Annotated in this window: 23 protein-coding genes; 10 read left to right on the forward strand and 13 right to left on the reverse strand. The window is 65.3% G+C overall.

Going from position 1 to position 25,036, the window contains the following annotated elements:
• Positions 1 to 733: 733 nt before the first annotated feature.
• A complete protein-coding gene (gene argC / locus MKK54_RS14185; protein ID WP_244011750.1) occupies positions 734 to 1,678 on the reverse strand; it encodes an N-acetyl-gamma-glutamyl-phosphate reductase in 945 nt (314 codons plus the stop codon).
• 213 nt (positions 1,679 to 1,891) lie between these two features.
• Here argC and MKK54_RS14190 point away from each other — a divergent pair, with 213 nt between their 5' ends.
• The gene (locus MKK54_RS14190; RefSeq protein ID WP_244011752.1) at positions 1,892 to 2,395 is read left to right on the forward strand and encodes a hypothetical protein; all 504 of its coding nucleotides are present in this window, start codon (positions 1,892 to 1,894) and stop codon (positions 2,393 to 2,395) included.
• A gap of 15 nt (positions 2,396 to 2,410) precedes the next feature.
• Here MKK54_RS14190 and MKK54_RS14195 read toward each other — a convergent pair whose 3' ends face one another.
• The 4 genes from MKK54_RS14195 to MKK54_RS14210 all read right to left on the reverse strand — a co-directional run bounded on the left by MKK54_RS14195 (position 2,411) and on the right by MKK54_RS14210 (position 4,357).
• Positions 2,411 to 2,662 (reverse strand): hypothetical protein, encoded by a 252-nt coding sequence (locus tag MKK54_RS14195; protein ID WP_244011754.1) that lies wholly within the window; start codon positions 2,660 to 2,662, stop codon positions 2,411 to 2,413.
• Between the two features lie 81 nt (positions 2,663 to 2,743).
• On the reverse strand, positions 2,744 to 3,223 hold the full coding sequence (rpsI, locus tag MKK54_RS14200) for a 30S ribosomal protein S9 (RefSeq protein WP_244011756.1): 480 nt from the start codon (positions 3,221 to 3,223) through the stop codon (positions 2,744 to 2,746).
• Positions 3,224 to 3,225: 2 nt separating this feature from the next.
• The gene (gene rplM, locus MKK54_RS14205; protein WP_056184577.1) at positions 3,226 to 3,687 is read right to left on the reverse strand and encodes a 50S ribosomal protein L13; all 462 of its coding nucleotides are present in this window, start codon (positions 3,685 to 3,687) and stop codon (positions 3,226 to 3,228) included.
• 229 nt (positions 3,688 to 3,916) lie between these two features.
• Complete coding sequence (locus tag MKK54_RS14210; RefSeq protein WP_244011758.1) at positions 3,917 to 4,357, reverse strand: PaaI family thioesterase; 441 nt, start codon at positions 4,355 to 4,357, stop codon at positions 3,917 to 3,919.
• Between the two features lie 44 nt (positions 4,358 to 4,401).
• On the opposite strand from MKK54_RS14210, the gene MKK54_RS14215 reads away from it, so the two are divergent.
• A complete protein-coding gene (locus MKK54_RS14215) occupies positions 4,402 to 4,824 on the forward strand; it encodes a CoA-binding protein (protein WP_244011760.1) in 423 nt (140 codons plus the stop codon).
• Positions 4,825 to 5,032: 208 nt separating this feature from the next.
• Here the strand turns inward: MKK54_RS14215 and MKK54_RS14220 are convergent, their stop codons facing one another.
• A complete protein-coding gene (locus MKK54_RS14220; protein ID WP_244011762.1) occupies positions 5,033 to 7,159 on the reverse strand; it encodes an ATP-dependent nuclease in 2,127 nt (708 codons plus the stop codon).
• A 305-nt stretch (positions 7,160 to 7,464) separates the two neighbouring features.
• Positions 7,465 to 8,805 carry an MFS transporter gene (locus MKK54_RS14225; protein ID WP_409564182.1) on the reverse strand — a complete coding sequence of 447 codons (1,341 nt, stop codon included), beginning with the start codon at positions 8,803 to 8,805 and terminating at the stop codon, positions 7,465 to 7,467.
• A 209-nt stretch (positions 8,806 to 9,014) separates the two neighbouring features.
• Between MKK54_RS14225 and MKK54_RS14230 the strand changes: the two genes are divergently transcribed.
• From MKK54_RS14230 to MKK54_RS14245, 4 genes are all read left to right on the forward strand, one after another.
• Entirely contained in the window at positions 9,015 to 10,295 is a 1,281-nt protein-coding gene (locus MKK54_RS14230) for an O-acetylhomoserine aminocarboxypropyltransferase (protein WP_244011764.1), read from the forward strand.
• A gap of 100 nt (positions 10,296 to 10,395) precedes the next feature.
• Positions 10,396 to 10,554, forward strand: coding sequence for a hypothetical protein (locus MKK54_RS14235; protein WP_244011766.1), 159 nt, complete (start codon positions 10,396 to 10,398; stop codon positions 10,552 to 10,554).
• Positions 10,555 to 10,616: 62 nt separating this feature from the next.
• Positions 10,617 to 11,021, forward strand: a complete 405-nt coding sequence (locus MKK54_RS14240; protein ID WP_244011767.1) for a response regulator — start codon at positions 10,617 to 10,619, stop codon at positions 11,019 to 11,021.
• A 44-nt stretch (positions 11,022 to 11,065) separates the two neighbouring features.
• Complete coding sequence (locus MKK54_RS14245) at positions 11,066 to 12,361, forward strand: O-acetylhomoserine aminocarboxypropyltransferase/cysteine synthase family protein (protein ID WP_244011769.1); 1,296 nt, start codon at positions 11,066 to 11,068, stop codon at positions 12,359 to 12,361.
• A gap of 68 nt (positions 12,362 to 12,429) precedes the next feature.
• Here the strand turns inward: MKK54_RS14245 and MKK54_RS14250 are convergent, their stop codons facing one another.
• The 3 genes from MKK54_RS14250 to MKK54_RS14260 all read right to left on the reverse strand — a co-directional run bounded on the left by MKK54_RS14250 (position 12,430) and on the right by MKK54_RS14260 (position 16,207).
• On the reverse strand, positions 12,430 to 14,775 hold the full coding sequence (locus MKK54_RS14250) for a putative bifunctional diguanylate cyclase/phosphodiesterase (RefSeq protein WP_244011771.1): 2,346 nt from the start codon (positions 14,773 to 14,775) through the stop codon (positions 12,430 to 12,432).
• Positions 14,776 to 14,811: 36 nt separating this feature from the next.
• Complete coding sequence (locus MKK54_RS14255) at positions 14,812 to 15,597, reverse strand: RNA methyltransferase (RefSeq protein ID WP_244011773.1); 786 nt, start codon at positions 15,595 to 15,597, stop codon at positions 14,812 to 14,814.
• Between the two features lie 61 nt (positions 15,598 to 15,658).
• Positions 15,659 to 16,207, reverse strand: coding sequence for a formaldehyde-activating enzyme (locus MKK54_RS14260; RefSeq protein WP_244011775.1), 549 nt, complete (start codon positions 16,205 to 16,207; stop codon positions 15,659 to 15,661).
• 306 nt (positions 16,208 to 16,513) lie between these two features.
• Here MKK54_RS14260 and MKK54_RS14265 point away from each other — a divergent pair, with 306 nt between their 5' ends.
• The 4 genes from MKK54_RS14265 to MKK54_RS14280 all read left to right on the forward strand — a co-directional run bounded on the left by MKK54_RS14265 (position 16,514) and on the right by MKK54_RS14280 (position 20,504).
• A complete protein-coding gene (locus tag MKK54_RS14265; RefSeq protein ID WP_244011777.1) occupies positions 16,514 to 17,128 on the forward strand; it encodes a TadE/TadG family type IV pilus assembly protein in 615 nt (204 codons plus the stop codon).
• A gap of 7 nt (positions 17,129 to 17,135) precedes the next feature.
• A complete protein-coding gene (locus MKK54_RS14270; RefSeq protein ID WP_244011779.1) occupies positions 17,136 to 17,792 on the forward strand; it encodes a TadE/TadG family type IV pilus assembly protein in 657 nt (218 codons plus the stop codon).
• An 11-nt stretch (positions 17,793 to 17,803) separates the two neighbouring features.
• Positions 17,804 to 19,153: a pilus assembly protein TadG-related protein gene (locus tag MKK54_RS14275; protein WP_244011781.1), complete on the forward strand. Its 1,350-nt coding sequence runs from the start codon at positions 17,804 to 17,806 to the stop codon at positions 19,151 to 19,153.
• 139 nt (positions 19,154 to 19,292) lie between these two features.
• Positions 19,293 to 20,504, forward strand: a complete 1,212-nt coding sequence (locus MKK54_RS14280) for an NADP-dependent isocitrate dehydrogenase (protein WP_244011782.1) — start codon at positions 19,293 to 19,295, stop codon at positions 20,502 to 20,504.
• A gap of 70 nt (positions 20,505 to 20,574) precedes the next feature.
• On the opposite strand, the gene MKK54_RS14285 is transcribed toward MKK54_RS14280, so the two are convergent.
• The 3 genes from MKK54_RS14285 to glgX all read right to left on the reverse strand — a co-directional run bounded on the left by MKK54_RS14285 (position 20,575) and on the right by glgX (position 25,035).
• A complete protein-coding gene (locus MKK54_RS14285; RefSeq protein ID WP_244011784.1) occupies positions 20,575 to 20,886 on the reverse strand; it encodes a plasmid stabilization protein in 312 nt (103 codons plus the stop codon).
• A 54-nt stretch (positions 20,887 to 20,940) separates the two neighbouring features.
• Positions 20,941 to 22,572 carry a histidine kinase famiy protein gene (locus MKK54_RS14290; RefSeq protein ID WP_279597361.1) on the reverse strand — a complete coding sequence of 544 codons (1,632 nt, stop codon included), beginning with the start codon at positions 22,570 to 22,572 and terminating at the stop codon, positions 20,941 to 20,943.
• Between the two features lie 186 nt (positions 22,573 to 22,758).
• Positions 22,759 to 25,035 carry a glycogen debranching protein GlgX gene (gene glgX, locus MKK54_RS14295; protein WP_244011786.1) on the reverse strand — a complete coding sequence of 759 codons (2,277 nt, stop codon included), beginning with the start codon at positions 25,033 to 25,035 and terminating at the stop codon, positions 22,759 to 22,761.
• Between the last annotated feature and the right edge of the window lies 1 nt (position 25,036).

Raw genomic sequence — 25,036 nt, forward strand, 5'->3', positions numbered from 1 at the left:
GCCGACGCAGCGGCGACTGTTCCCGTCCACGAACACCGTTCGATCCAGATTCCGATCAGGCTGCCGGCGATGGGCGCCGCCTCTCGGATCCGGACAACCCCGCCTCAATCGGAGTAATGCACTTTGATGGTCTTCGCAATCAGTCAGTCATGAAATAACGGTGGCATCAGCAAGATGTTCACTGATCAGATCGGGGATACCATTCCGGTCAGACGCACTGAATGGGTCGTCGTCACGCTATCCGGAGTCCGAGCGGGCGTATGTTCTTGCGGTGGGTGGCCGGCGGGGCGGGTATGTGATCCGGCCGTGCAGAGTTCGGGCCAAGCGGCTGACGAAGCTTCACATCCGGCTCGCGATGCTTTGTCGATGCAGGTGCGATCCGCGTCCTATACAGCGTCGCGGGGGACCCGCCCGCCACCGCTTCGTCGCGCGGATGGACCTCGATCGCGGCCGAACCCATCGCGGTGCGGCGTCCTTCGGTGCGGGATCGGAGGTCTCTGCGGCGCAACGCCGCGCGAGGGGGGCGGCTCGGGCCGTCGCCGCGCCACGACCGACCCCGGATCGATTGGTTCTCGCTAGGTGCAGCGAAGGCGCCGGGCCACGGGCGGCGCGTGCCGGACAAGACTTGGCCGGACAAGACTTGGCCGGACAGGACTTGGCCGGATCACGCGCGGCCTATGCCTGGATCGCGTGATCCCGTGGCGACCGGCGGCGGGTCGCCGCCGGCGTCCGGTCAGTCGAGCCCCAGCATCAGGCCGATATTCTGCACGGCGGCACCGGAGGCGCCCTTGCCGAGATTGTCGAGGCGCGCCACGAGGACCGCCTGCCGGACGCTCTCGTTGCCGAAGACACGCAGTTCGAGGCGGTCGGTGTCGTTCAGGGCCTCGGGCTCGATCCGCTCGGCGCCGTCGCCCCGGACCACCTGCACCAGGTCCTGGCCCTCGTAATAGGCCGCCAGCGCGGCTTCGAGATCGGCGACCTTCGGCGATCCCGGCAGGGTGTCGAGGTGGAGCGGCACGCTGACCAGCATGCCCTGGCGGAAATTGCCCACCGACGGGATGAAGATCGGCCGGCGGGTGAGGCCCGCATAGGCCTGCGTCTCCGGCAGGTGCTTGTGCGCGAAACCGAGGCCGTAGAGCAGGAACGGCTCGCCCTGCCCGGCCTCGTAGGTCTCGATCATGCTCTTACCGCCGCCGCTGTAGCCGCTGACCGCGTTGATGCTGAGCGGATGGTCGGCGGGAACCAGCCCCGCCTCGACCAGCGGGCGGATCAGCGCGATGGCGCCGGTCGGATAGCAGCCGGGATTGGCGACCCGCCGGGACTGCCGGATGGCCTGCGCCTGCCCCGGTTCGAGTTCGGCGAAGCCGTAGACCCAGGCCGGGTCGACCCGGTGCGCGGTGCTGGCGTCGAGGATGCGCGGACCGCCGCCGGCAAGGCCGTCGGCGAGCGCCACCGTCTCCTTGGCCGCCCCGTCGGGCAGACAGAGCACGACGAGGTCGACCTCCTGCAGCAGCGTGCGCTTGACGGCGACGTCCTTGCGGCTCTCGTGCGGGATGCTGCGCAGGGCGACGCGGCCCTCGCGCTCCAGGCGCTCGCGGATGCCGAGCCCGGTGGTGCCCGCCTCGCCGTCGATGAAGACCGTGGGCCGCCGCCCCGCGCCGTGCTCGCTCTCAGACATCGTCCATATCCTGTTCGTCGAACCACCGCGTCGTCCGCGATGATACGGTGCGGGCCACGTGACCAGGCCGCCTCTGCAAGTCAACGTCTTCGCGCAGGACCGACAAGGCTTGATGACGGCGCGACTGACCTGTGCATCGCGCAAGGCTGCCCGGAACGGGGCCCGGCGCCGACCGGTTGTCGCCGCAACGGACGCGAATACCCGGAGACGACGATGTCAGGCAGTGCGGAGAAGACCGACCCGAAGCTTTGGGACAAGGTGAAGAAGCGGGTGACCGAATCGGACAAGGGCGGCAAGCCGGGCCAATGGTCGGCGCGCAAGGCGCAGGCCGCGACCAAGGCCTACAAGGATGCCGGCGGCGGCTACGAGGGCGGCAAGTCGAAGGACAACCACCTCAAGCAATGGACCGACGAGGAATGGGACACCAAGTCCGGCCAGAAGAGCGGCGAGACCGGTGAGCGCTACCTGCCGAAGAAGGCCCGCGATGCGGTCTCGCAATCCGAGTACGACCGCTCGACGAAGAAGAAGCGCGCCGATTCGGCCAAGGGCAAGCAGTTCTCGAAGCAGCCGGCCGACGTGGCGAAGAAGACGGCCGCGGCGCGCAAATCCGGTTCGACTAAGACGAAGGCTGACCTGATGAAGGCGGCGCGGGACAAGAACATTCCCGGTCGCTCGAAGATGTCGAAGGGCGAGCTGGAGCACGCCCTGCACGCCTGACGGCGGCCGTCGCCGTCAGGCGACGAGCTCGCCCCAGGACGGCTTCCAGAGGTTCTGGGGATCGATCACCACGATCTCCCGGCCGCTCTCGTTGGCCACGTGGACGGCGATGCCGAAGGCCTGGGCGATAGGCATCGTGCCGGTGGTGCTGAACAGACGGCCATCGGCGAGCTTGACCTCGCCGGTCGTCGCGCCCTCGGCCTCGGCGAGGCAGAGGGTGACGGCGGAGGCGTCGGGCTCGCGAACGCGCCGGAAGGGTTTGGCCATCGTGGGGGCGTCTCTCTCGCGGGGGTGACAAAAAGAAAGGGCGGCCGAAGCCGCCCTGTCCTGATTCCGTATCGGTTCGCTTCAGCGCTTCGAGAACTGGAAGCTGCGGCGGGCCTTCTTGCGGCCGTACTTCTTGCGCTCGACCACGCGGCTGTCGCGGGTGAGGAAGCCCTCGCGCTTCAGCGGCGCGCGCAGCTCCGGCTCGTAGTAGGTCAGCGCCTTGGAGAGGCCGTGGCGCACGGCGCCGGCCTGGCCCGAGAGACCGCCACCATGCACCGAGACGGTGATGTCGTACTGGTCGACGCGGTTGGCGATGGTGAGCGGCTGGCGCAGGATCATGCGCAGCACGGGGCGGGCGAAGTAGGTCTCGACCGCGCGGCCGTTGACGACGACCTTGCCGGAGCCGGGCTTGATCCAGACGCGGGCGACCGCGTCCTTGCGCTTGCCGGTGGCGTAGGCGCGGCCCTGGGCGTCGAGCTTCTGAACGTGGACGGGGGCCGCGTTCTCGGGGTTCTCGACGTTGGCGCGGTTCAGGTCGGAGAGGGACTGGAGGGTCGCCATGATCAAGCGCTCACGTTCTTGCGGTTGAGGCTGCCGACGTCGAGCGCCTGCGGCTGCTGGGCGGTGTGGGGATGCTCGGAGCCCTTGTAGACCCGGAGGTTGCCCATGATCTGGCGGAAGAGCGGGCCGCGGGGCAGCATGCGCTCGACGGCCTTCTCCACGACGCGCTCGGGGAAGCGCCCGTCGAGGATGAACTTGGCCGTGCGCTCCTTGATGCCGCCCGGGTAGCCGGTGTGGTGGTAGTACACCTTCTGCTCGCGCTTGCGGCCGGTGAACTTCACCTTCTCGGCGTTGATGACGATGACGTTGTCGCCGCAATCGACGTGGGGCGTGTACGCGGGCTTGTGCTTGCCGCGCAGGCGCATGGCGACGATGGAGGCGAGCCGGCCGACGACCAGGCCCTCCGCATCGACGATGATCCACTTCTTGTCGACGTCGGCGGGCTTCAGAGAAAAGGTCTTCATCCCGTGGCGTTCCGTATGATGTCTGAATTCAAAACGATGCGCCGCCGCGTGGCGGACGCGGCGGCGTTGCCGGGTCTCTAGGGGCTGGCGGGCGCGCCGTCAAGGGAGAATGCGGTTTCGGAAACCGAAAACCGGAAAAGCGCAACGATCGGAAAGGCTTCGGTGAAGTGGTATCAGAATACCGCAATCGCGACCGCCCTCCCCCGTGGCGGGGGCAGGGCTCGCCGCGCTACCGCTCCGGCGGGATCGCGTAGGTGCCGGTGGCGTGGCAGACGAGGCTGTCGCCGTCCGGCGTGGTGATGTGGACCTCGCCCACCGCGAGGCGCCGGCCGAGCTTGAGCAGGCGCGCCGCGGCGACGAGGCCCGCCGGGCCGGGCCTGCGCAGGAAGTTGAAGCTGAGGCTGGTGGTGACGGCGAGCGCCACCGGGCCGAGGGTGGCGAGGATCGCCGCATAGAGCGCGTAATCGGCGAGCGCCATCATGGACGGGCCGGAGACCGTGCCGCCGGGGCGCAGGTGGCGCGTGTGGTGATCCATCCGCATCCGCGCGAGGCCGGGGCCGACCTCCACGAGATGATAGGTGCGCCCGCCCGCATCCATCTGCGGAAAGGCCGATTCGAGGAAGGCCACGGTCTCGGAGAGCGACAGGGCCTGCGGCAGGGTCTCGGACATGCCTCACCTTGCAGCATGGCCGGTCCTGCCCGACAAGAGCAGGCATGCGCGCCCACGATGCCTACGACCCCGCCCTGATCCGCCGCGTGCTCACCGAGACTAAGCACATCGCCCTTGTCGGCGCCTCGGCGAACCCGGCCCGGCCGAGCCGCCACGTCATGGAATTTTTGCTGGGGCGCGGGTTTCGCGTGACTCCGGTCAATCCGGGGCTCGCCGGGCAGACGCTCCTTGGTCAGCGGGTGGTGGCCCGCCTCTCCGACCTGCCCGAGCCCGTCGACATGGTGGAGATCTTCCGGAGTTCGGATGCGGCGGGTGGGGTGGTGGACGAGGCGCTGGCCTTGCCTTGGACGCCGCGCTTCATCTGGATGCAGGTTGGGGTGCGGGATGCCGCCGCCGCCGCAAGGGCGGAGGCGGCGGGAGTTATGGTGGTGATGGATCGGTGTCCGAAGATTGAATTTTTTTGGTAGTCTAGGGTACTATTTATTTTGCGTGGCGATGGAACCTATTATCTATGAATAATCAGCTTGGTGGGCGTGTTGATATTTTAAAGTGCAAAACAACGAACAAATTTTTAATAAGCTTCTGAAGCGATCCAGATAGTTAAAGGTGGTTGTCCTTCTGGGTTTTTAATGAGCTCAAAGGCGTACTATTTTAGATATCGACAATCGATCGTTATCAATGATTGGCTTCGCGAGATCGGAACAGCTCCGTGAAGATTTCGGTTAATTCACAGGCGCGGCCTTCCTCTAAAGGGCGGCTTATTGGAGAAAGATCCTCTTTAGTTTTAATTAAATCAACGGCTAGCAATGCGCGTTGAGGTTTTTGTCCATGTTCCGCTCCATCAGGATAGTAATCCTCGATTGCACCGCGCGACAATACGCAGATACCGGCAGCCCGAAGTCCATCTAGAAGCGGTAAGAGATGTTGTCTTGATTTATCGTCTTCACGACAAGCATTAATGCGCGCTATATCTTGCTCCCATGTAAATAGCTCATCAAAAATCTCAATTTCTTCTGGTCGGATATGTCCAGTTTTTTGAACTTCTCGAAGTATAAGTTTGGCCTTGTTGTATCTGATCTTAAAATTCTCGGTATGAACCTTGTCTTTTATTTTACGAGCGTTGGGCTCGGCAGAGATTTTAAGTTCCTTGACGCGAGCATCAATATTCATAACTGCCGTTGATCTGATATCATTCAGATCGGCCGGTGCGCCTAGATGTTGGTATCCGTCGAATATTGCGTCAAGATCAGCGACAATCTTAACTGGCAGACCAAATGCTTCATAGAAACGTCTAAATTTCGCAAAATTTCCCTTGCCAGAGACTCTCACTAAAGAGACACACTTGCTGTCAAAGCACCATTCTTCGTTCAAAATTTTTGCTGTATGTTTGCAATAGAAATCATCTGATTCCCCCTCAAATAAAATTATGCCACGACTAAAAAATGCTGCATCTGTGTTTTCGAACTTGGTCAGTCGAAATACTTCAGCATTGTCCGGGTCTAGTTTTACACTAATTGGATATAGCCGGCCTACAGATTTTGGCCGAGCCGTTTCTTTAGATACTCTAATAAAACTGGCAGTTACTCCGGGTTCGAAGAAAATAGGAGAATGAGTTGTCACTATCACTTGGTTAGAAATACTGATTTTTGCCAAAGTTTTGAATAAGATTCTCTGAGATCGAGGATGAAGATAAAGCTCTGGTTCTTCGAAGAGAAACATCAATGGTCGACGAGATGGAGAAACTTCGGCCATTTCTAATTGCGCGGTTTCAGTTTTGTCGCGGTGCTGAACGTAAGTTTGAAGCAAAGCAAATGTAAGAGATCGTTTTATACCATCACCCTTGTTGTCAATTAAGTCTCTCGATCCATCGTCAACATATATTTGGGCTGCGCTCAAGATTGTTTTGATTTCTGGCGGCGGAACATTTAGTTCCAGTTTGATTGACGGGAAGTTATCTTGCAAAAACCCTTCAATTGTTTCCTCTAATTTTTTCACAGTGTCGTGACGCCCATCTACGGTGTCTCCTTCAATATCTATGCGGTTTAATAGTCGATTAAGTGAAGTAAGGGATTCTTGTATGTTTGAGAGTTCTGAGTTAAGACCTTCAAGCAAAAGTCCCATGAGTCGACCAAAAGGGGTTGACTGAGTGGTCTTTAGGTCATCAATAAGGTTTTTGACTGCAGGAATGTAAATTGGCTCAGGCAAAAGATTAGTTATTGAAGAGCTGATACCGGTGGGGAGAGGGCATTCGGTTAACTCATGCTGATCTTCAGGTAAGGCTGAAATGCATGCTTTTAGAAATGCTTTCGCCGCTGTTGCGGTTGCGCCTTGGGGGAGGTCGGCAGCAAATTCTGGATAGTTCTCTTGAACAGCTTGTATAACGCTAGCCCCTCGCTTTCCTTGTAAGGTTGCGGCAATTTGAGGCTCACGCAACCGCTCGTCTCGTGCAGTTCTGCGAAGGACGAGTGTCTCACACTTTTCATTGGGAGGAAATTTAACTCTTAGCTGAAGTTTGCCATCAATAATAAGATCTTGAATTTTATCCCTCTGCTCAAGAGATAATCGCAGCAAATCGCGACTATCTATTTCGATGAAAACGAGATTGAATTCTACTATAGTATTTTGGTCATAATATAAAGCAGTTGGAAGTGTGCCTGATCGCCCTAATGCCCAGACGACACTCTGTAGTACGGATGATTTCCCAGAGTTATTTTCACCAACAAGACAATCAAAACTATCAAATTTCACTTCAGCTTTCTTCAAGCCTTTAAAATTCGAGATATGAAGTTGTTCGAGCTTCACGGCTTTCCACCCCCTGATTCGTTTGCTTATTGACTGGGATGGTAGCTTAGCGTTTGCGATACATGCAACCGCAGCCTGACTGAATTTATGCTTGAGTATTTATAGTTGATTATGTGATGAAGTTGCAGTGACTTGCTGCCTTAGTTTGTTCAACAATGCTTCTTTTTTGAGAATTTAGCATGAAAAATATTTTGATATTGTCAGTAAAAACGTCGATGGAATGGATGATTTTATATTCGCAGAACGTTGCCTTTTTGTATAATATTTGTATTAATTATAGATGCTTTTTAATCGATTTATGTAAATTATAAATCATTAAAAGATATTTCGGTTTGTTTAGTCTCCTCCATCAGCGCCACAGCCACGAAACTAACCCCAGCGGCAACCGCCAAATACAACCCCACCCAACCGATACCACCCCACTCCGACAATCGCTGCGCCAAGTACGGCGCAGCGGAGGCTCCCAAGATCCCCGCGAGGTTGTAGGTCACGGAGGCCCCGGTGTAGCGCACGCGGGTCGGGAACAGTTCCGGCAGCAGCGCTCCCATCGGCCCGAACAGCCAGCCCATCGCGAACAGGCCCAGACACAGGAAGCCGAGCACGGGGCCGCCCTGACCGCTGCCGAGCATCGGACCCATCAGCAGGCCGAGGCTCGCGGTGAAGATCAGGCCGGAGAGGAGGACGGGGCGGCGGCCGTAGCGGTCGGCGGCCCAGCCTGAGAGCGGGATGCCGAGGCCCATGAAGAGCACGGCCACGCACTCGAACAGCAGGAAGGTCGGCCGGGTGAAGCCCAGCGTCGAGACGCCGTAGCTCAAGGCGAACACGGTGGAGAGGTAGAACACCGCGTAGCAGGCCACCATCGCGAAGGTGCCGAGCAGCGTCGCGCGGATGTACTTGGTGAAGATCACCGCGAGCGGCACGCGCTCCGGGGCGGCCTTTTCCAGGGCGGCCTTGAAGACCGGGGTCTCGGTGAGCTTCAGGCGGACGTAGAGCCCGACGCCGACGAGCGCGGCCGAGGCCAGGAACGGGATGCGCCAGCCCCAGGCCTGGAAGTCGGCCGGGCTCAAGGCCAGCGCCAGCCCGAGGAAGCCGAGATTGGCGGTGATGAAGCCCACCGGCGCCCCGAGCTGCGGGAAGATGCCGTAGAGCGCGCGCCGGCCCGGCGGCGCGTTCTCCACCGCCAGCAGCGCCGCCCCGCCCCACTCGCCGCCGAAGCCGACGCCCTGGCCGAAGCGCAGGACGCAGAGGAGGAAGGGCGCCCACCAGCCGGCGGTGGCATAGGACGGCAGGCAGCCGATCAGCACCGTCGACAGGCCCATGATCATCAGCGAAGCGACGAGTGTCGCCTTGCGCCCGACCCGGTCGCCGAAATGTCCGAAGAACGCCGCGCCCATGGGCCGGGCGATGAAGGCGATCGAGAAGGTCGCGAAGGCCGCCAGCGTCTGCACCGCCGGATCGCCGGGCGGGAAGAAGATCGGCCCGATCACCAGCGCGGCGGCGGTGGCGTAGACGTAGAAGTCGTAGAACTCGATCGCGGTGCCGACGAAGCTCGCGATGAGGATGCGCCCGGCCGGCACGGGCTGCGGCGTCGTGCTCTGGCGGATGGCTGTCGGGCGGCTCGCTGTCTGGCTCATGGCCGGGGCCATAGCGCAAGCGTGACCGGCACGATAGCGCCGGTTTTACGGGCCGCCTCCGACAAGGAGGAAGGAGGCGTTCCGCCTGCCTTGACCCTCGTCTTCGTCCGCCATAAAGAACCATCGTTCGTTTCAGCGGATGGCCTGCTCTTCCGCCGACCCCCGTCCGGGGGTTATGAGGACGGGCATGCGCGGGCCCGGCGGCCCGGGAGGATTTCTCGATGACCGATCGTCTGCCCGGCTTCAACACGCGCGCCATCCATGCCGGCGCGGCGCCCGATCCGACGACGGGCGCGCGCGCCACGCCGATCTACCAGACGGCCTCGTTCGTGTTCGAGGATGCCGAGCACGCCGCCGCGCTGTTCGGGCTCCAGGCCTTCGGCAACATCTACTCGCGCATCACCAACCCGACCAACGCGGTGCTGGAGGAGCGCGTCGCCGCGCTGGAAGGCGGCACCGCCGCCGTGGCGGTGGCCTCGGGCCACGCCGCCGAGTTCCTGGTGATGCACGCCCTGATGCAGCCGGGCGACGAGTTCATCGCGGCCGACCGGCTCTACGGCGGCTCGATCAACCAGTTCAACCATTCCTACAAGAACTTCGGCTGGAACGTGGTCTGGGCCCGGACCGATGACCCGGCCTCGTTCGAGCGGGCGATCACGCCCCGCACCAAGGCGATCTTCTGCGAGTCGATCGCCAATCCGGGCGGGGTCATCACCGACATCGCGGCGCTCTCCGAGATCGCCAAGCGCCACAACATCCCGCTCATCGTCGACAACACGATGGCGAGCCCGTACCTGATCCGGCCCTTCGAGCACGGCGCCGACATCGTGGTGCACTCGGCCACCAAGTTCCTCGGGGGGCACGGCAATTCCATCGGCGGCCTCGTGGTCGACGGTGGCACCTTTGCGTGGGCGGGCGACGCGCGCTTCCCCATGCTATCGGCGCCCCGGCCGGAATATGCCGGCGTCGTCATCGCCGAGACCTTCGGCAACTTCGCCTTCGCCATCGCGATCCGGGTGCTGGGCCTGCGCGACCTCGGGCCGGCGCTCTCGCCCTTCAACGCCTTCCTGCTGCTCTCGGGCATCGAGACGCTGCCCCTGCGGATGCAGCGCCACTGCGACAACGCGCTCGCCGTCGCCACCCACCTGCACGACCACCCGGCGGTGGCCTGGGTCAGCTATCCGGGCCTGGAGAGCGACCGCTACCACGCGCTCGCCCGGCGCTACACGCCGAACGGGGCCGGCGCGGTCTTCACCATCGGGCTCAAGGGCGGCTACGAGGCCGGCGTGAAGCTGGTCTCGAACCTCACCCTGTTCTCGCATCTGGCCAATATCGGCGACACCCGCTCGCTCGTCATCCACCCCGCCTCCACCACCCACCGCCAGCTCACCGATCCGCAGCGGATCGCGGCCGGGGCCGGGCCGGAGGTGGTGCGCCTCTCGATCGGTCTCGAGGATCCACAGGATCTGATCGAGGATCTCGACGCCGCTCTCACGGCCTGAAACCGGGCCGTGTTAACGCTTTCTTCACCACGTTCGGGCGAGGCTCCTTCGCGCGGACGGGATCCGCGAAGGGCTTCGTCCACGGTCGTGGGAGGGCACGATGTCGGTCTTGCGCTGGATGGGACAGGTCGACGAGGCCGTGCTGGTCTGCCTCGTCCTGGCGACCCTGATCGCCGTGGCGGTGGCCTGCGCGCCGACGATCCCGCCCCGCCGTCTTCCCGCCCTGGCGAAACGAATGCGCGACACCGGCCGTTATTGACGGCACCGTCGGGCGGGACTAGGCCCCGACCCTCCCCGTATCGCGAGATCGTCCGGCCGCCGATGACGCAAGACAAGCCAGACCTTCAGGACCAGGCAGACCTGCCCGTCGTGCTCCTCGTGGAGGATGACGGACTGCTCCTGATGGAGGCGGCCGACACCCTCGCGGATGCCGGCTTCGCGGTGGTGGAGGCGAGCCACGCGGACAACGCCCTGACGGTGCTGGAGAGCCGCACCGATGTCGGCGTGCTGATGACCGACGTCGACATGCCGCGCGGCTCCATGGACGGCTTCGCCCTGGCCCGCCTCGTGGCCCATCGCTGGCCCGGCATCCCGGTCCTCGTGGTGTCCGGCATGGGCACGCCGGGCCCGAACGACATGCCCGAGGGCGCCCGCTTCATCCCGAAGCCCTACGAGCCCTCGACCCTGGTCCGGACCCTGCGCGCCTTCGTCCGCCGCGCCGCCTGACCCCTCCGCACGCACCTCACGCACTCCACGCACGGGAGGCCCGCATGGCCACCGATACCAGCACCCACCGCTTCGCGACCCAGGCCATCCATGCCGGTGCCGCGCCGGACCCCGCCACCGGCGCGCGGGTCCAGCCGATCTACTTCACCAACGGCTTCGTGTTCGAGGACACCCAGCAGGCCGCCGACATCTTCGCGATGCGGCGCACGGGCTACTCCTACTCGCGCGGCTCGAACCCCACGGTCGCCGCCCTGGAGCGCCGCGTCGCCGCGCTGGAAGGCGCCAAGTCCGCCGTGGCGGTGGCCTCCGGCCAGTCGGCGGTGCTGATGGTGCTGATGACCCTGATGAAGAGCGGGGACGCCTACGTGGCCTCCTCGCGCCTGTTCGGCGGCTCGCTCGGCCTGATGAACCGCCTCGACGGGCGCTACGACCTCAAGCCGCAATTCACCAAGGGCCTGACGCCGGCCGATTTCGAGGCGCAGATCACGCCCGAGACCCGGGCGATCGTCTGCGAGTCGATCGTCAATCCGTGCGCCACCGTGATGGATCTGGCCGGCATCGCCGAGGTGGCGCGCCGTCACGGGCTCCCGCTCGTCGTCGACAACACCCTCGCCTCCCCGGCCCTGATCCGGCCGATCGAGTACGGCGCCGACATCGTCATCCACTCGACCTCGAAGTTCCTCGGCGGCTCGGGCCAGACCATCGGCGGCGTCATCTGCGATGCCGGCCGCTTCGATTGGGCGGCGGTGCCGGGGCGCTACGACCTGATGAGCGAGCCCTGGGCCGATTACGACGGCCTCGTGCTCACCGAGCGCTTCCCGGACTTCGCCTTCGCGGCGGCCTGCCGCGTCTTCGGCATGCGCGAACTCGGCCCCGGCCTGTCGCCGATGAACGCCTTCCTCACGCTCACCGGCATCGAGACCCTGCCGCTGCGCATGGAGCGGCATTGCGCCAACGCCCGGGCGGTGGCGGCCTTCCTGCGGGACCAGCCGGCGGTGGCCTGGGTGAGCTATCCCGCGCTCCCCGGCCAGGAGGGTGAGGCCATGGCCGCCCGCTACGTGCCGCAGGGGCCCGGCTCGATCTTCACCGTGGCGCTCAAGGGCGGCGAGCCGGCGGCGATCAAGTTCATCATGAGCCTGAAGCTGATCTCGCACCTCGTGAACATCGGCGAGATCAAGTCGCTGGCGATTCACCCCGCCACCACGACCCATCGCCAGCTCGCCCCCGCCGACAAGGCGGCCGCCATGGTCGGCCCGGAGACGGTGCGCCTGTCCATCGGTCTGGAGAACGCCGAGGACCTGATCGCCGACGTCGCACAGGCCCTGGCCCAGCTCGGCTGAGGCCGGGACGCAACGCGGGTCCGTTGGCGGAGTGGGGTCATCCGGCGCGCGGGTTCCGGCCAACCCGCTCAGGCGATGCGCCGGATCGGGCCGATCTCCATGTCGCCGCCGAGCAGGTCCGGCCGGTTGCGCAGGAACCAGGGCACGCGGTTCGCCGGGATCGGCTTGCTGTAGAGGTAGCCCTGCACATGCGTGCAGCCCTCGTCCGCGAGGAACGTCGCCTGCTCCGGCGTCTCGACGCCCTCGGCGGTGACGTCGAGGCCGAGACTGCGCCCGAGCTGCAGCACGGCCGTGACGATGGCGGCGTCGTTGGCGTCGCGTTCGAGGTCCCGGATGAAGCTGCGGTCGATCTTGATCTCGTCGACCGGGAACTGCTTGAGGTGGGTGAGCGAGGCGTAGCCGGTTCCGAAATCGTCGAGCGCGACGCGGATGCCGGCCACGTGGAGCGCGTCGAGGACGGCGCTCACCCGGTCGCAATGCCCGCCGAGCAGGACGGTCTCGGTGACCTCCACCCCGATCCGGTCGCGCGGCACGCCGGCCGCATCGACGTCGCCGAGGAGAGTTCCCGCCAGGTCGCCCTGCGCGAACTGGGCCGATGACAGGTTCAGGAAGACCCGGCCCGGGTCGAGGCCCTGGCCGATCCAGGCCACGACGTCGGCGAAGATCTGGCGACGCAGGGACGCGCCCACCGCGATGCCGATCTCCGGATCGTCGAACACGGCCGCAAAGGCGCCGGGCGCGAGGAGGCCGTGCTTGGGGTGCTGCCAGCGCGCGAGGGCCTCGAAGCCGATGACCGCTCCGGAAGCCAGATGGATCTTGGGCTGATAGTACGGCACCAGCCCGTTCCCCTCCTCCAGGGCCGCCCGCATCTCGCGCGTCACGGTCACGCGCGCCTCGATGTCCGCGCGCAGCGCCGGCACGAACATCGTCGCGCAGTTGCGGCCCGACGCCTTGGCGGCATAGAGCGCGAGATCGGCGTTGGTGAACAGGTCGGCGGCATTGTCGGCATGCGCCGGGTACAGCGCGAGGCCGAGGCTGGCCCGGGGGAGCACGACCCGCCCGCCGATCGACATGGGCTGACGCAAGACCTCCAGGATTCGCTCCGACAGGGCGGAAATTGCGCAGGCCGCGGGTCGTCCGACGCGGTTCCGTCTGGAGATGATCACGAATTCATCGCCGCCGAGACGCGCGACGAGATCGTTCGGATCGACCGCGCTCAGCAGGCGCCGGGCGACCTCCTTGAGGAGCGCGTCGCCGGAATCATGCCCGAGGGTGTCGTTGATCTCCTTGAAGGCATCGAGGTCGAGCAGGATCAGGCCGAACTCGGTCCCGTCCTGGCCCGCCAGGACGAGGTTGGCGTCCAGGGTCTGATGGAACAGGGCGCGGTTCGGCAGGCCCGTCAGCACGTCGTGGTGCGCCGCCACCCGGATCTGCTCCTCGGCCGCCTTGCGGTCGGTGATGTCGACGAGGCTGGAGATGAGGCAGGGCGCGCCCTCCACCTGCACCGGCTCGATCGACAGCAGGACGTCGCGACGTTCGCCGGACAGGACCACGATGATCGCCTCGTGATCCCGGATCGCGCCGTTCGCCTCGAGGAGCCGCTGCATCTCAGCGCGGTCGGACTTCGCGACGAAATCCTGATTTCGGTAATTCGCCAGGGAATCGCCGGGCGGCACGCGGAAGAAGCGGTTGCCGGCATCGTTGGTGCTGATGACCCGGCCATCCGCGATCTGGGAGACCACGATCGGCACCGGCACCCCGCGGAACATCGTCTCGAACAATTCCCGGCTCTCGGCGAGTTCGAGATTCGCCCTCCGCTCCGCCTGGGTCGCCTCCCATTCGAGGCGCCGCAACCGGTTCGAGCGAATCACGAAGAGCAGGGTCGCGGTGTTGGCGATGCAGGCCGCCATCACCATGCCCAGCGCGGTCGGCGGCAGCGGCAGGGGCAGGAGATATGCGGCGAGCAGCACGATGGCGCTGAAGGCGCCCGATCGTACCGTCCAGACGAAGCTCGTCGGGAGCAGCAGCATGTACACGGCCGGCAGCATCAGTGCCACGAACAGCGCGATGTCGGAGCGGGACGTGCAGAGATAGCCCACGGCCAGCGCCGTGATGGTCTGCCAGACCACCACGACCCGCTGAAGTTGATGGAAGGTCTCCGTGCGGCGCAGCGCCAGGACGCACACGAAGCTCAAGGCCACGATGCTGAGGCGGGCCGCCACGATCTCGACGAAGTGACTCGAGTGGGCGAAGCGCGCGTCGCTGAGCAGGAACATCAGGTTCAGCGCGATCCCGATCTGGAAGGTCAGCCGGGTGTGACGCAACGTCTCCGGGAGCCGCTCCGCCTGGAACTTGGCTTCCCGCGCAGCGGAGGTGAATTCGCCTCCGAAGGATTTGAGACGTTGAAGCGACATGATGCGCGACTGTGCCACGCAAGTATGGCGCAGGTGTTAAGGCTGACCGGACGTGTTTCGGCGCGGGCGGCGGAGGGTCAGGGCGCGCAGGGCGCCCCGCATCGTGCGCACGTCCTGCTCGGTCATCGCCATGCGGTGCAGCATGTCGCGCATGTTGCGGGCGATGATGTCCCGCTTCTCCGGCGGGTAGAAGCCGGCACTCCCGAGGCTGTCCTCCAGCGTCGCGAACAGCGAGCCCATCGCCTCGCGGGTGGCCGGCGGCGACAGCATCTCGCCGGTGAAGGGCAGGACCGATAGGCCCGCCGCGCGGCGCCACTCGTAGCTCATCAGGAGAACGCCCTGCGCGAGGTTGAGCGACGAGAACCGGGCATCGACCGGAAAGGTGACGATGGCATCGGCGAAGGAGACCTCGTCGTTGTCGAGGCCCGCGCGCTCGCGGCCGAACAGGATTCCGGTGCGCTGTCCGGCGCGGGCGACGACGTCCCGCATGGCGGCGTCGGGAGCGAGGACGCGCTTCATCTGGCCGCGCTCGCGCGCCGTGGTCGCCAGGACGTAATGAAGGTCGGCGATCGCCTCGGCCAGGGTGGCGTGGACGCTGGCCCCGTCGAGGACGTGGGTGGCGCCCGAGGCCGCTTCGCGGACGCCCTTCTTCGGCCAGCCGTTCTTGGGGGCCACCAGGCGAAGCTCGGACAGGCCGAAATTCGCCATGGCGCGGGCGGTCATGCCGATGTTCTCGGCCAGTTGCGGCTGGACCAGGATGATGACGGGGCCGGCGGGGGATGCGCTCTGGATCATGGTGTCGTGGAGATCTGCGGAAGACATCCCCGCCCTCTCGCATGGCGCGCCCGCCACGGCAAAGGCCGCCTGGCGGACGCGTCCGGCGTCAGATCTTACCGTCGAGGCCCATCTGATAGTACTTGTGAACGATCTTGTCCTGGTTCTCCAGGAGCCAGTCGATCGAGGGTTCGTTGGCCATCGCCTTGCGGATGGCCTCCGTCATGCCCTTGCGCTGGATCTCGAACAGCGCCTTGTGGTCCACGCTCTCCGCCTCGATCACCCCCGGGCTGAGCCAGACCGAGCAGATGATCCCGAGGTCGTTGGCCTTCTCCCGCGGGATGTAGCCGGCGCGCACGGCATCGAGCACGCCGTTGGCGATGGCGAACTGCACCGTGCCCATCAGGATCGAGGTGTATTTGGAGGTCTCGACACTGACCTTGGAGACGCACAGGGTCACGGGACGGACCATGATGTCCGTGTTGAGAAGGGCGAAGACCCGGCTGTGGCCGACGACCTGATCGCCCGTGAGGGTGGCGAGCGCGGTGCCGACCGGCCCGTCGAGTTCGCCGATGATGACCTCGGGCTCGGAGGCGGTGTTGGGCGGGCCGCCGGCGACCAGGGCCTCGCCGGCCCGAAGGATGATGCGTTCGCTCATGAGGATCTCTCCGGTTTCGTCCCCTCGGACGTTCTGCGCTGGATCGGACTTCACCGGCACGCGCCCGATGTCCACCCCGCGCGCGGTGCTTTTCGTCGCGCCGGCCCACAAATCCCGCCGGACGGGCCTTCGACGTCGGCGCGGCGCGAGTCCTCCCGCCTTCGCGCATTGGGAGTAAGCCGACCTTAAGGCCCGACATGCATCAATAGCGGGGACGAGGGACGGCCTCGGCTCGCGGAAACGAGCGCAAGGGAACCCTCGGGACGGAATGCGATGGCGATGCCGGTGGACCCCAACGAGAGGACGTTGACGCGGCGGCGTCCGGTTTTCCGGTCCTGGTCGCGCGCCCAGGGACGGGTTCGCCGGTTCGGCCGGACATCCGGTGGTGCCACGGCCGTCGAGTTCGCGCTCGTCATGCCGCTGTTCATGCTGGTCTTCGTCGAGATCCTGCAGGGGGGCCTCTACATCTTCTGCTATGCGGCGATCGAGAAGGCGACCTTCGACGCGAGCCGTTCGGTCATGCTCGGTGCGCTGACGAGCGCGGCCTCCACCTCCGATGGATTCCGCAACTCCGTCGTGTGCGCGAACCTGATCGCGGGCCTGTCGTGCACCAACGTCGTCGTCAGCCTCCAGACGACGATGCTGACCGGCACGGGGACCGGATATTCCGGGTTCGTCAACGCCGACGAGACCGGCCTCGCCACCGTTGCAATGGACAACAGCCAGACGCAATACTGTACCGGCGCGCCCGGGACCTACGGCTACCTTCAGGTCTTCTATGCGGTGCCGGTCTTCAGTCCCATCTGGATAGCGCTCGGAAACGTCACGAAATTTCGAGGCTCCTCCGTCGTCTTCACGCGGGCGGCCGTGGCGTTTCGCAACGAGCCCTTCACCACCACCAGCGTCTCGACGGGGTGCTGAGGCCGCCATGCGTCGCTCCGGTCTCACCCGTTTCGCCCATGATCGGCGCGGCATCGCCATCGTCGAGTTCGCGATCATCGTTCCGGTCCTGATCCTGCTCTCGGCCGTCACCTTCGATCTGGTTCGCTACGTGATCTTCATGCGCAAGATCGAACTCGTGGCCAGCACGATGGCGGATCTCGTCGCGCGCAACGATACCGGGACGATCACGCAGGCCGATATCCTGTCGATCTCGCGCGCGCAGCTCGTGATCTTCCCGGAAGCCATGGCGCTGGCGCGGGATTCCAACGTCTCCGTCTGGACGCTGCTGAAATGGTCGCTCTCCGGTGTCCAGTTCAGGACGACCGTCGGCTGCACGTCGGGATGCACCTACGTTCCGACGGTGTCTTGGACCTCGGGTCAGAAGCGGCCCTGCAACGTGCCCTTGGCGGCGGCGCCGAACACCGCCAATCCCAGCGCCACGACCCTGCCGAGCGATACGTTCGGCCCCGGCTTCCTCGTCGTGGCCGATGTGGTGTTCAGCTACAAGCCGCTGATCGCGCAATCGGTCGTCGGATCGATCGACATCGCGAAGTCCTTCTACTTCGCCCCGCGCTACGTCTCGGTCATCGCGTTCGACGCGAGCGGAGGCACGACCTCCGCCAATGCCTGTCCCTTGAAATGAGGCATTCTCCCATGACCGCCCAACCCGCACTCCGGCTCGCGCGGATCCGGCGACGGCTTCGGACCCTGCGCGACGCGCGGGGCGGCAACGTCCTGATAGTCTTCGCGCTGGCCCTGATTCCCCTGATCGGCCTCGTCGGCGTCGGTGTCGATTACGTTCGGGGCATCAACTACCGCGCCCATTTCGACCGCGCCGCCGATGCCGCGACGATCACCGCGATCGCCACGGCGCGGGATTACATTTCGGCGAATCCGAACAACGAGTCCAATCCGACGGCGTCCGCGCTGACGCTCGGCCAGACGCGCGGCCTCTCGGCGTTCCGCGTCAACGCCGGCGCGATCCTGAACAGCTTGCCGCTCACGCCCAGCCTGACCGTGACCCGGACCGGTAACGTCGTCACGGCGACGGCGACCTACGCGTCGACCTTTTCCTCGCCCTTCAGCCGCGTCTTCAGCGACGTGACGGCGATCGCGGTGTCCGGCAAGTCGAGCTCGAGCCTGACGCTGGGGAGCTACTCCGATTTCTACCTGCTCCTCGACACGTCGGGGTCGATGGGGTTCCCGACCTCCAGCGCCGCTCAGGTGGCCTTCGCCAAGATGAACCCGGACATGGCCGATTGGCTCGGCAACAACTGCGCCTTCGCCTGCCACTTCTCCGGCTACAAGGGGTTCGATCTCGCCAAGGCCAACAAGATCGAGTTGCGGATCGCGACGGTGAGCAACGCGGTTCAGAGCCTGATCAGCAAAGCCCAGTCCAATCAGACCCTGATCAACCAGTATCGGATCGGCCTCTACCCGTTCGTCAGCTACCTCGAGACCGCGGCCGACATCACGACCAACCTGTCGTCGCTCACCTCTGTCAATCTCGAGAACTACATGGATATCGGTGATTCGACCGTTCCGCGCGGCAGTGGCGGCACGCATTACGAGAACGTGTTTGCGACGATCGCTTCCAAGATCAAGTATGTGGGCGACGGCTCCAGCGCCAGCAGCCCGCTTCCTTTCATATTCCTCGTCACGGACGGTGTGGGAAACAACCAGTACTGGTACAACAAGACGGGCTGGACGGGCTCTCAGGCCAAGCTGCTCGATCCGACGCTCTGCAAGGCACTGAAGGACAAAGGCGTGACGGTGTCGGTGCTCTACATTCCGTATGTTCCGCTCGCGACCCCATTCAACAGCAATGTCGGCTACGAGAACATCGTGGTGAACAACCTCATCCCCAGCGTGCCGACCACGCTCCAGACTTGCGCGTCCTCGGGCTATTTCCGGACGGCGAGTTCGGCCACCGAGATTCAGGAAGCGCTGAATTCGATGTTCGATCAGGCGACGCGCAAGGCACGCCTGGTGGCCGGTCCCTGACAGCCCGCTTCGTTTGTCATGGGGCTAGTCCGCGCGGCCCGCTTCCGCCTCGGGACCGCGCGGGCTAAGGACGGCGCGAGATCGGCACCCGCCTTGCGTGGGGCCGATGGACATCCTGGCTCAGGAAGGCGTGCTTCAGATGGACAAGATCAAGGTTGCGAACCCGGTCGTCGAACTCGACGGCGACGAGATGACCCGGATCATCTGGAGCGAGATCAAGAACAAGCTGATCCACCCCTACCTCGACCTGAACCTCGAATATTACGATCTCGGCGTCGAGCACCGCGACGCCACGAACGATCAGGTCACCGTCCAGGCGGCGGAGGCGATCAAGCGCCACGGCGTCGGCGTGAAATGCGCCACCATCACCCCCGACGAGCAGCGGGTGAAGGAGTTCAACCTGAAGGAGATGTGGAAGTCGCCCAACGGCACGATCCGCAACATCCTCGGCGGCGTGATCTTCCGCGAGCCGATCATCTGCCAGAACGTGCCCCGCCTCGTGCCGGGCTGGACCCAGCCCATCGTCGTCGGCCGCCACGCCTACGGCGACCAGTACAAGGCCACGGACTTCAAGGTGCCGGGCAAGGGCCGCCTGACCATCAAGTTCGAGGGCGAGGACGGCACGGTCATCGAGAAGGAGGTCTTTAAGTTCCCGAGCGCCGGCGTCGCCCAGGCGATGTACAACCTCGACGACTCGATCCGCGACTTCGCCCGCGCCTCGATGAATTACGGCCTGAACCGCAAGTACCCGGTCTACCTCTCCACCAAGAACACCATCCTCAAGGCCTATGACGGCCGGTTCAAGGACCTGTTCGAGGAGGTCTTCCAGAACGAGTTCAAGGCCAAGTTCGATGCCGCCGGCATCACCTACGAGCACCGCCTGATCGACGACATGGTGGCCTCGGCCCTGAAATGGTCCGGCGGCTACGTCTGGGCCTGCAAGAACTACGACGGCGACGTGCAGTCCGACACGGTGGCGCAAGGCTTCGGCTCGCTCGGCCTGATGACCTCCGTGCTCCTCACCCCCGATGGCCAGACCGTCGAGGCCGAGGCCGCCCACGGCACCGTCACCCGCCACTACCGCGAGCACCAGAAGGGCAAGGAGACGAGCACCAACTCCATCGCGTCGATCTTCGCCTGGAGCCGTGGCCTCGCCCACCGCGCCAAGCTCGACGACAACGCGGCCCTGGCCAAGTTCGCCACCACGCTGGAGACCGTCTGCATCGACACCGTCGAGGCCGGTTTCATGACGAAGGACCTCGCCCTCCTCGTCGGCCCCGACCAGAAGTGGCTCTCGACCACGGGCTTCCTCGACAAGGTCGACCAGCACCTGAAGGCCGCGATGGCCTGAGCCGTTCGACCGGCCCAGCCGGGCGCCCGGCGGACAGGATGCCGGCTTTTCCGCATCCTGTCCGCCTGTGTCACGAAGCGTGGCGTCCCGCCTCGGCGTTTCGCTTGCGGGTCGCTACCGCTTTCCTGGCCGAGGCCGAGCGTTCCTCGGCCGCTCGCGAGGCTGAGACCTTGCCGCCGCGATGCACCGCCGGATGGTCGCTCGCTCGGCCCCGGCCCGAGCCGCCGGGCTTCTTGCCGCCGCCATCGTCCTTGTTGACGGTGGCCCAGGCCCGCGCCTCGGCCTCCTTCGCCGGCACCCCGCGCGATTCGTAGGCTTCCGCGATGTGCTCCGCCTTGCGGCGCTGCTTGCCGGTGTATTTCGACTTGTCGCCCTGGGCCATGCCGCGCACTCCGAGTCCCGCCTCGTCCGAGGCCCGAGTCCGGCCGCCTGTCCGTCAGCCGGCTAGAATCGGTCCGTCGAGGACCGCCCGGACGCGCCGGATCAGGTCCGTACGGCGATAGGGCTTGCTCAGGAGATCGAACTCCGAACCCCCGGCATCGGTTCGCTCGAGGCTGGCCTCGGCGTAGCCGGTGGTGAGCAGCACCCGCAGGCCGGGGCGCCGGGCCCGGGCCTCACGGGCCAGCACGATCCCGTTCATGCCTCCGGGCATGATCAGGTCGGTGAAGAGCAGGTCCACCGTGCCGCTGCCCTCCAGCACGTCCAGGGCCTCGCGCCCGTTCCGGGCCATGAGCGTGGTGTAGCCGAAGTCGCGCAGGATCGTCCTGGCGAGTTCGGCCACATCCTCGCGGTCGTCGACGATCAGGACGGTCTCCGACCCCGTGCCGTCCTCGACCGGAGGGGGCGCCGGGCTCGCATCCGCCTCGGCGTGCTCGGTCGCCGGGAAGGACAGCCGCACGACGGTCCCCTCCCCCAGGATCGATTCGATCCGCGCGGCGCCGCCCGACTGCTTGGCGAAGCCGTAGACCATGGAGAGCCCGAGGCCGGTGCCCTTGCCCTCCTCCTTGGTGGTGAAGAACGGGTCCATCACGCGGGCGAGCACGTGGGCCGGGATGCCGCTCCCGGTGTCGGTGATGCTGACGGTGACGTAGCGGCCGGGCGTCAGGCCGCCCGCGAGGGCCGGCGTGATGGTGTGGTTCTCGGTGGCGATGGTCAGCCGGCCGCCGTCGGGCATCGCGTCGCGGGCGTTGATGAACACATTCAGCAGGGCGACCTCCGCCTGGGTCGGGTCGATCCGGCAGGTCCAGAGGTCGGGGGCGAGCGCGAGTTCGACCGTGATGGCCTCCCCGAGGGTGCGCACGGCCATGTCGCTCATGCCCTGCACGAGGTCGTTGAGGTTCACCGAGCGCCCTTCCAGGCGCTGCTTGCGGGCGAAGGCCAGCAGCTGCTGGGTCAGGGTGGTCGCCCGGTCGGCGGCGGTGCGGATGTTGTCGGTTGCGCGCCGCAGGCGGCCCCGGTCAGATTCGTGGTTGTCGAGGCCGGCGCTGAGGATGTCGACGTAACCGACGATCACCTGCAGCAGGTTGTTGAAGTCGTGCGCGATGCCGCCCGTGAGCTGGCCGAGCGCCTCCATCTTCTGGGCCTGGCCGAGTGCCTCCTCCGCGTCGCGCCGGCGCGAGACGTCGAGCTGCGAGGCGAAGAAGTACACCAATGTCCCGTCGCCGTCGTAGATCGGGGAGATGAACAGCGCGTTCCAGAACGGTGTGCCGTCCTTGCGGTAATTGATGATTTCGGTGGCGACGTTCTCGCGCGCCGCGATGGCGCGCGCGAGTTCGCGCACGGCGTCGCGGTCGGTCTCGGGCCCCTGCAGGAAGCGACAGTTGCGGTCGAGCACCTCGTCGCGGGCATAGCCCGTCATCGCCAGGAAGGCGTCGTTGGTGAGGATGATCGGATTGTCCGGCCGGCGCGGGTCGCTCACCACCATCGGCATGCGCGAGGCCATGACCGAGGCGAAGAAGAAGGCGGTGGCCGGGTCGGCCGAGACCGGATCGACGGCGACGGGGGCCGGCGGGGCGGGTGCTGGCTGTCCGGGCTGGCCCGTCGGCGGGGCGTTCGGCGTCTCGATCATGCGCGCAATCAGACAATCAATGGGCCGCGCGGACCGGCGGCCCTCGCGGGACACCGGCAGGCCTTACGGTGTCCGCCGACATGGATCAAACGCGCGGGTGCATGATGGTATCCCGCATGACACCCGCGAAGGCCATGGTGCCGCGGTCCGCCGCGCGCCTCTCGGTCGCGCGGCGGGCGCGAGCGCTCAGCGCAGCTCGGTCTCGAAGCGCACGCTGTGCACGTTGGCCCGCTCGAAGGCCTGCATCACGTGCTGGTAGGAGCGCTCCATGTCGCTCGCCTCCACGCCGTCGATCTCCTCGGGCTTGAGCACGAACATCAGCATCGAGCGGCCGGTGACGTCGTAGGTCGCGCCGATCGGCTTGCTCACCACGTCCTGGCTGTCGGGCAGGTTGGTGTCGAGGAGGCGGGTCCAACCCACGCCACCCACCGATTCCGGCAGGGTGAACGACACGAGGTCGTGGTAGGCGTTGTAGAGCAGAAGCAGGGTCGCATCGCCGCCGCGCTGGTGGATGCCGGACGCCTGGGCGCGCCCGTCGAGGAGCACCGCGATGGCGCGGGCATCCCCTTGCGTCCAGTTCTCGGGCGACATCTCGCCGCCGTCGGGACGCAGCCAGGTCACGTCCTTGACGCCGAACTCTTCGTCGTAGGTGCCCGTGAGGAAGCGCCCGCGCGTCAGGATCGGCAGCGCCTCGCGCAGGAGCGTGAGCCGCTGCGTGAACTCGGCGAGATCCCGTTCCTCGGGACCGACCGCTTCCCAGTCGAGCCAGGAGATCTCGTTGTCCTGGCAATAGGCGTTGTTGTTGCCGTTCTGGGTGCGGGCGAACTCGTCGCCGGCCAGCAGCATCGGGGTGCCGCGCGAGAGGAACAGCGTCGCCAGCATGTTGCGCATCTGGCGAAGGCGGATCGCGCGGATCTCGGGATCGTCGGTCGGCCCCTCGGCGCCGTAATTGTTCGAAAGGTTGTGCGAGTGGCCGTCGCGGTTGTCCTCGCCGTTGGCCATGTTGTGCTTCTCGTTGTACGACACGGTGTCGCTCAACGTGAAGCCGTCATGGGCGGTGAGGAAGTTCACGGAAGCCCAGGGCTTGCGTCCGCGCTTGTTGAACTTGTCGGCAGAACCGGTGAGGCGGGCGGCGAGGTCCGGCAGCTTGCCCTCGTCCCCACGCCAGTAGCCGCGCACGTCATCGCGGAAGCGGTCGTTCCACTCGGCCCAGCCCGGCGGGAAGCCGCCGACCTGGTAGCCGCCCGGACCGCAATCCCACGGTTCGGCGATGAGCTTGACCTTGTTCAGGATCGGATCCTGCCGGCAGGTGTCGAGGAAGCCACCGCCCTCGTCGAAGCCGTGCGGCTCGCGCCCCAGGATGGTGGCGAGATCGAAGCGGAATCCGTCGACCCGCATCTCCGTGGCCCAGTAGCGTAGGGAATCGGTCACGAGTTGCAGCACGCGCGGGTGCGACAGGTTGAAGGTGTTCCCCGTGCCGGTGTCGTTGATGTAGTAGCGCGGCTCCTTGGGCATCAGGCGGTAGTACGAGGCGTTGTCGACGCCCTTGAACGACAGGGTCGGGCCCTTCTCGTTGCCCTCGGCGGTGTGGTTGTAGACTACGTCCAGGATGACCTCGAGGCCGGCGCCGTGCATGCGCGCCACCATCTCCTTGAACTCGGAGAAGGCGAAGTCCGGCACCGCCGAATAGCGCCGCGCGGGGGTGAAGAACGAGATCGTGTTGTAGCCCCAGTAATTCACCAGCCCCTTCTCCTGCAGGTAATCGTCCTGCACGAAGGCGTGGACCGGCAGGAGTTCCACCGAGGTGACGCCGAGGCTCTTGATGTAGTCGAGCACCGCCGGGGTGCCGAGGCCCGCATAGGTGCCGCGCAGCTTCTCCGGCACGGCCGGGTGCAGCTTCGTGAAGCCCTTCACGTGGGTCTCGTAGAAGATCGTCTTCTCCCACGGCACGTGCGGCTTGCGGTCCCGGCCCCAGGTGAAGGCCGGGTCGATCACGCGGCTGCGCCGGGTGAAGGGCGCGGAATCGCGCTCGTCGAAGGTCAGGTCGTCCCCGGTCTCCATCTGGTAGCCGAACAGGGCCGGGTTCCAGGTGATCGAGCCGACGAGCCCCTTGGCGTAGGGGTCGATCAGCAGCTTGTTGTGGTTGAAGCGGTGGCCGGCCTTGGGCTCGTAGGGGCCGTGGACGCGGTAGCCGTAGATCGTGCCGGGCCGCGCGTCGGGCAGGTAGCCGTGCCAGATCTCGTCGGTGTACTCGGGCAGCTCGATCCGCTCGATCTCGGTCTCGCCGGCATCGTCGAACAGGCAGAGCTCAACCTTGGTGGCGTGCGCCGAGAACAGCGCGAAATTGACGCCGAGGCCGTCCCAGTTGGCGCCGAGGGGATAGGGCGAGCCTTCCTTGATGCGCGAACGCTTGGCGCGATTCTGAGGGCTCGCGCGGTCGGCGGGAGAGGTCGTGTCGGCCATT

The sequence above is a fragment of the Methylobacterium sp. J-068 genome (genome assembly GCF_022829445.1).
GTDB lineage: Bacteria > Pseudomonadota > Alphaproteobacteria > Rhizobiales > Beijerinckiaceae > Methylobacterium.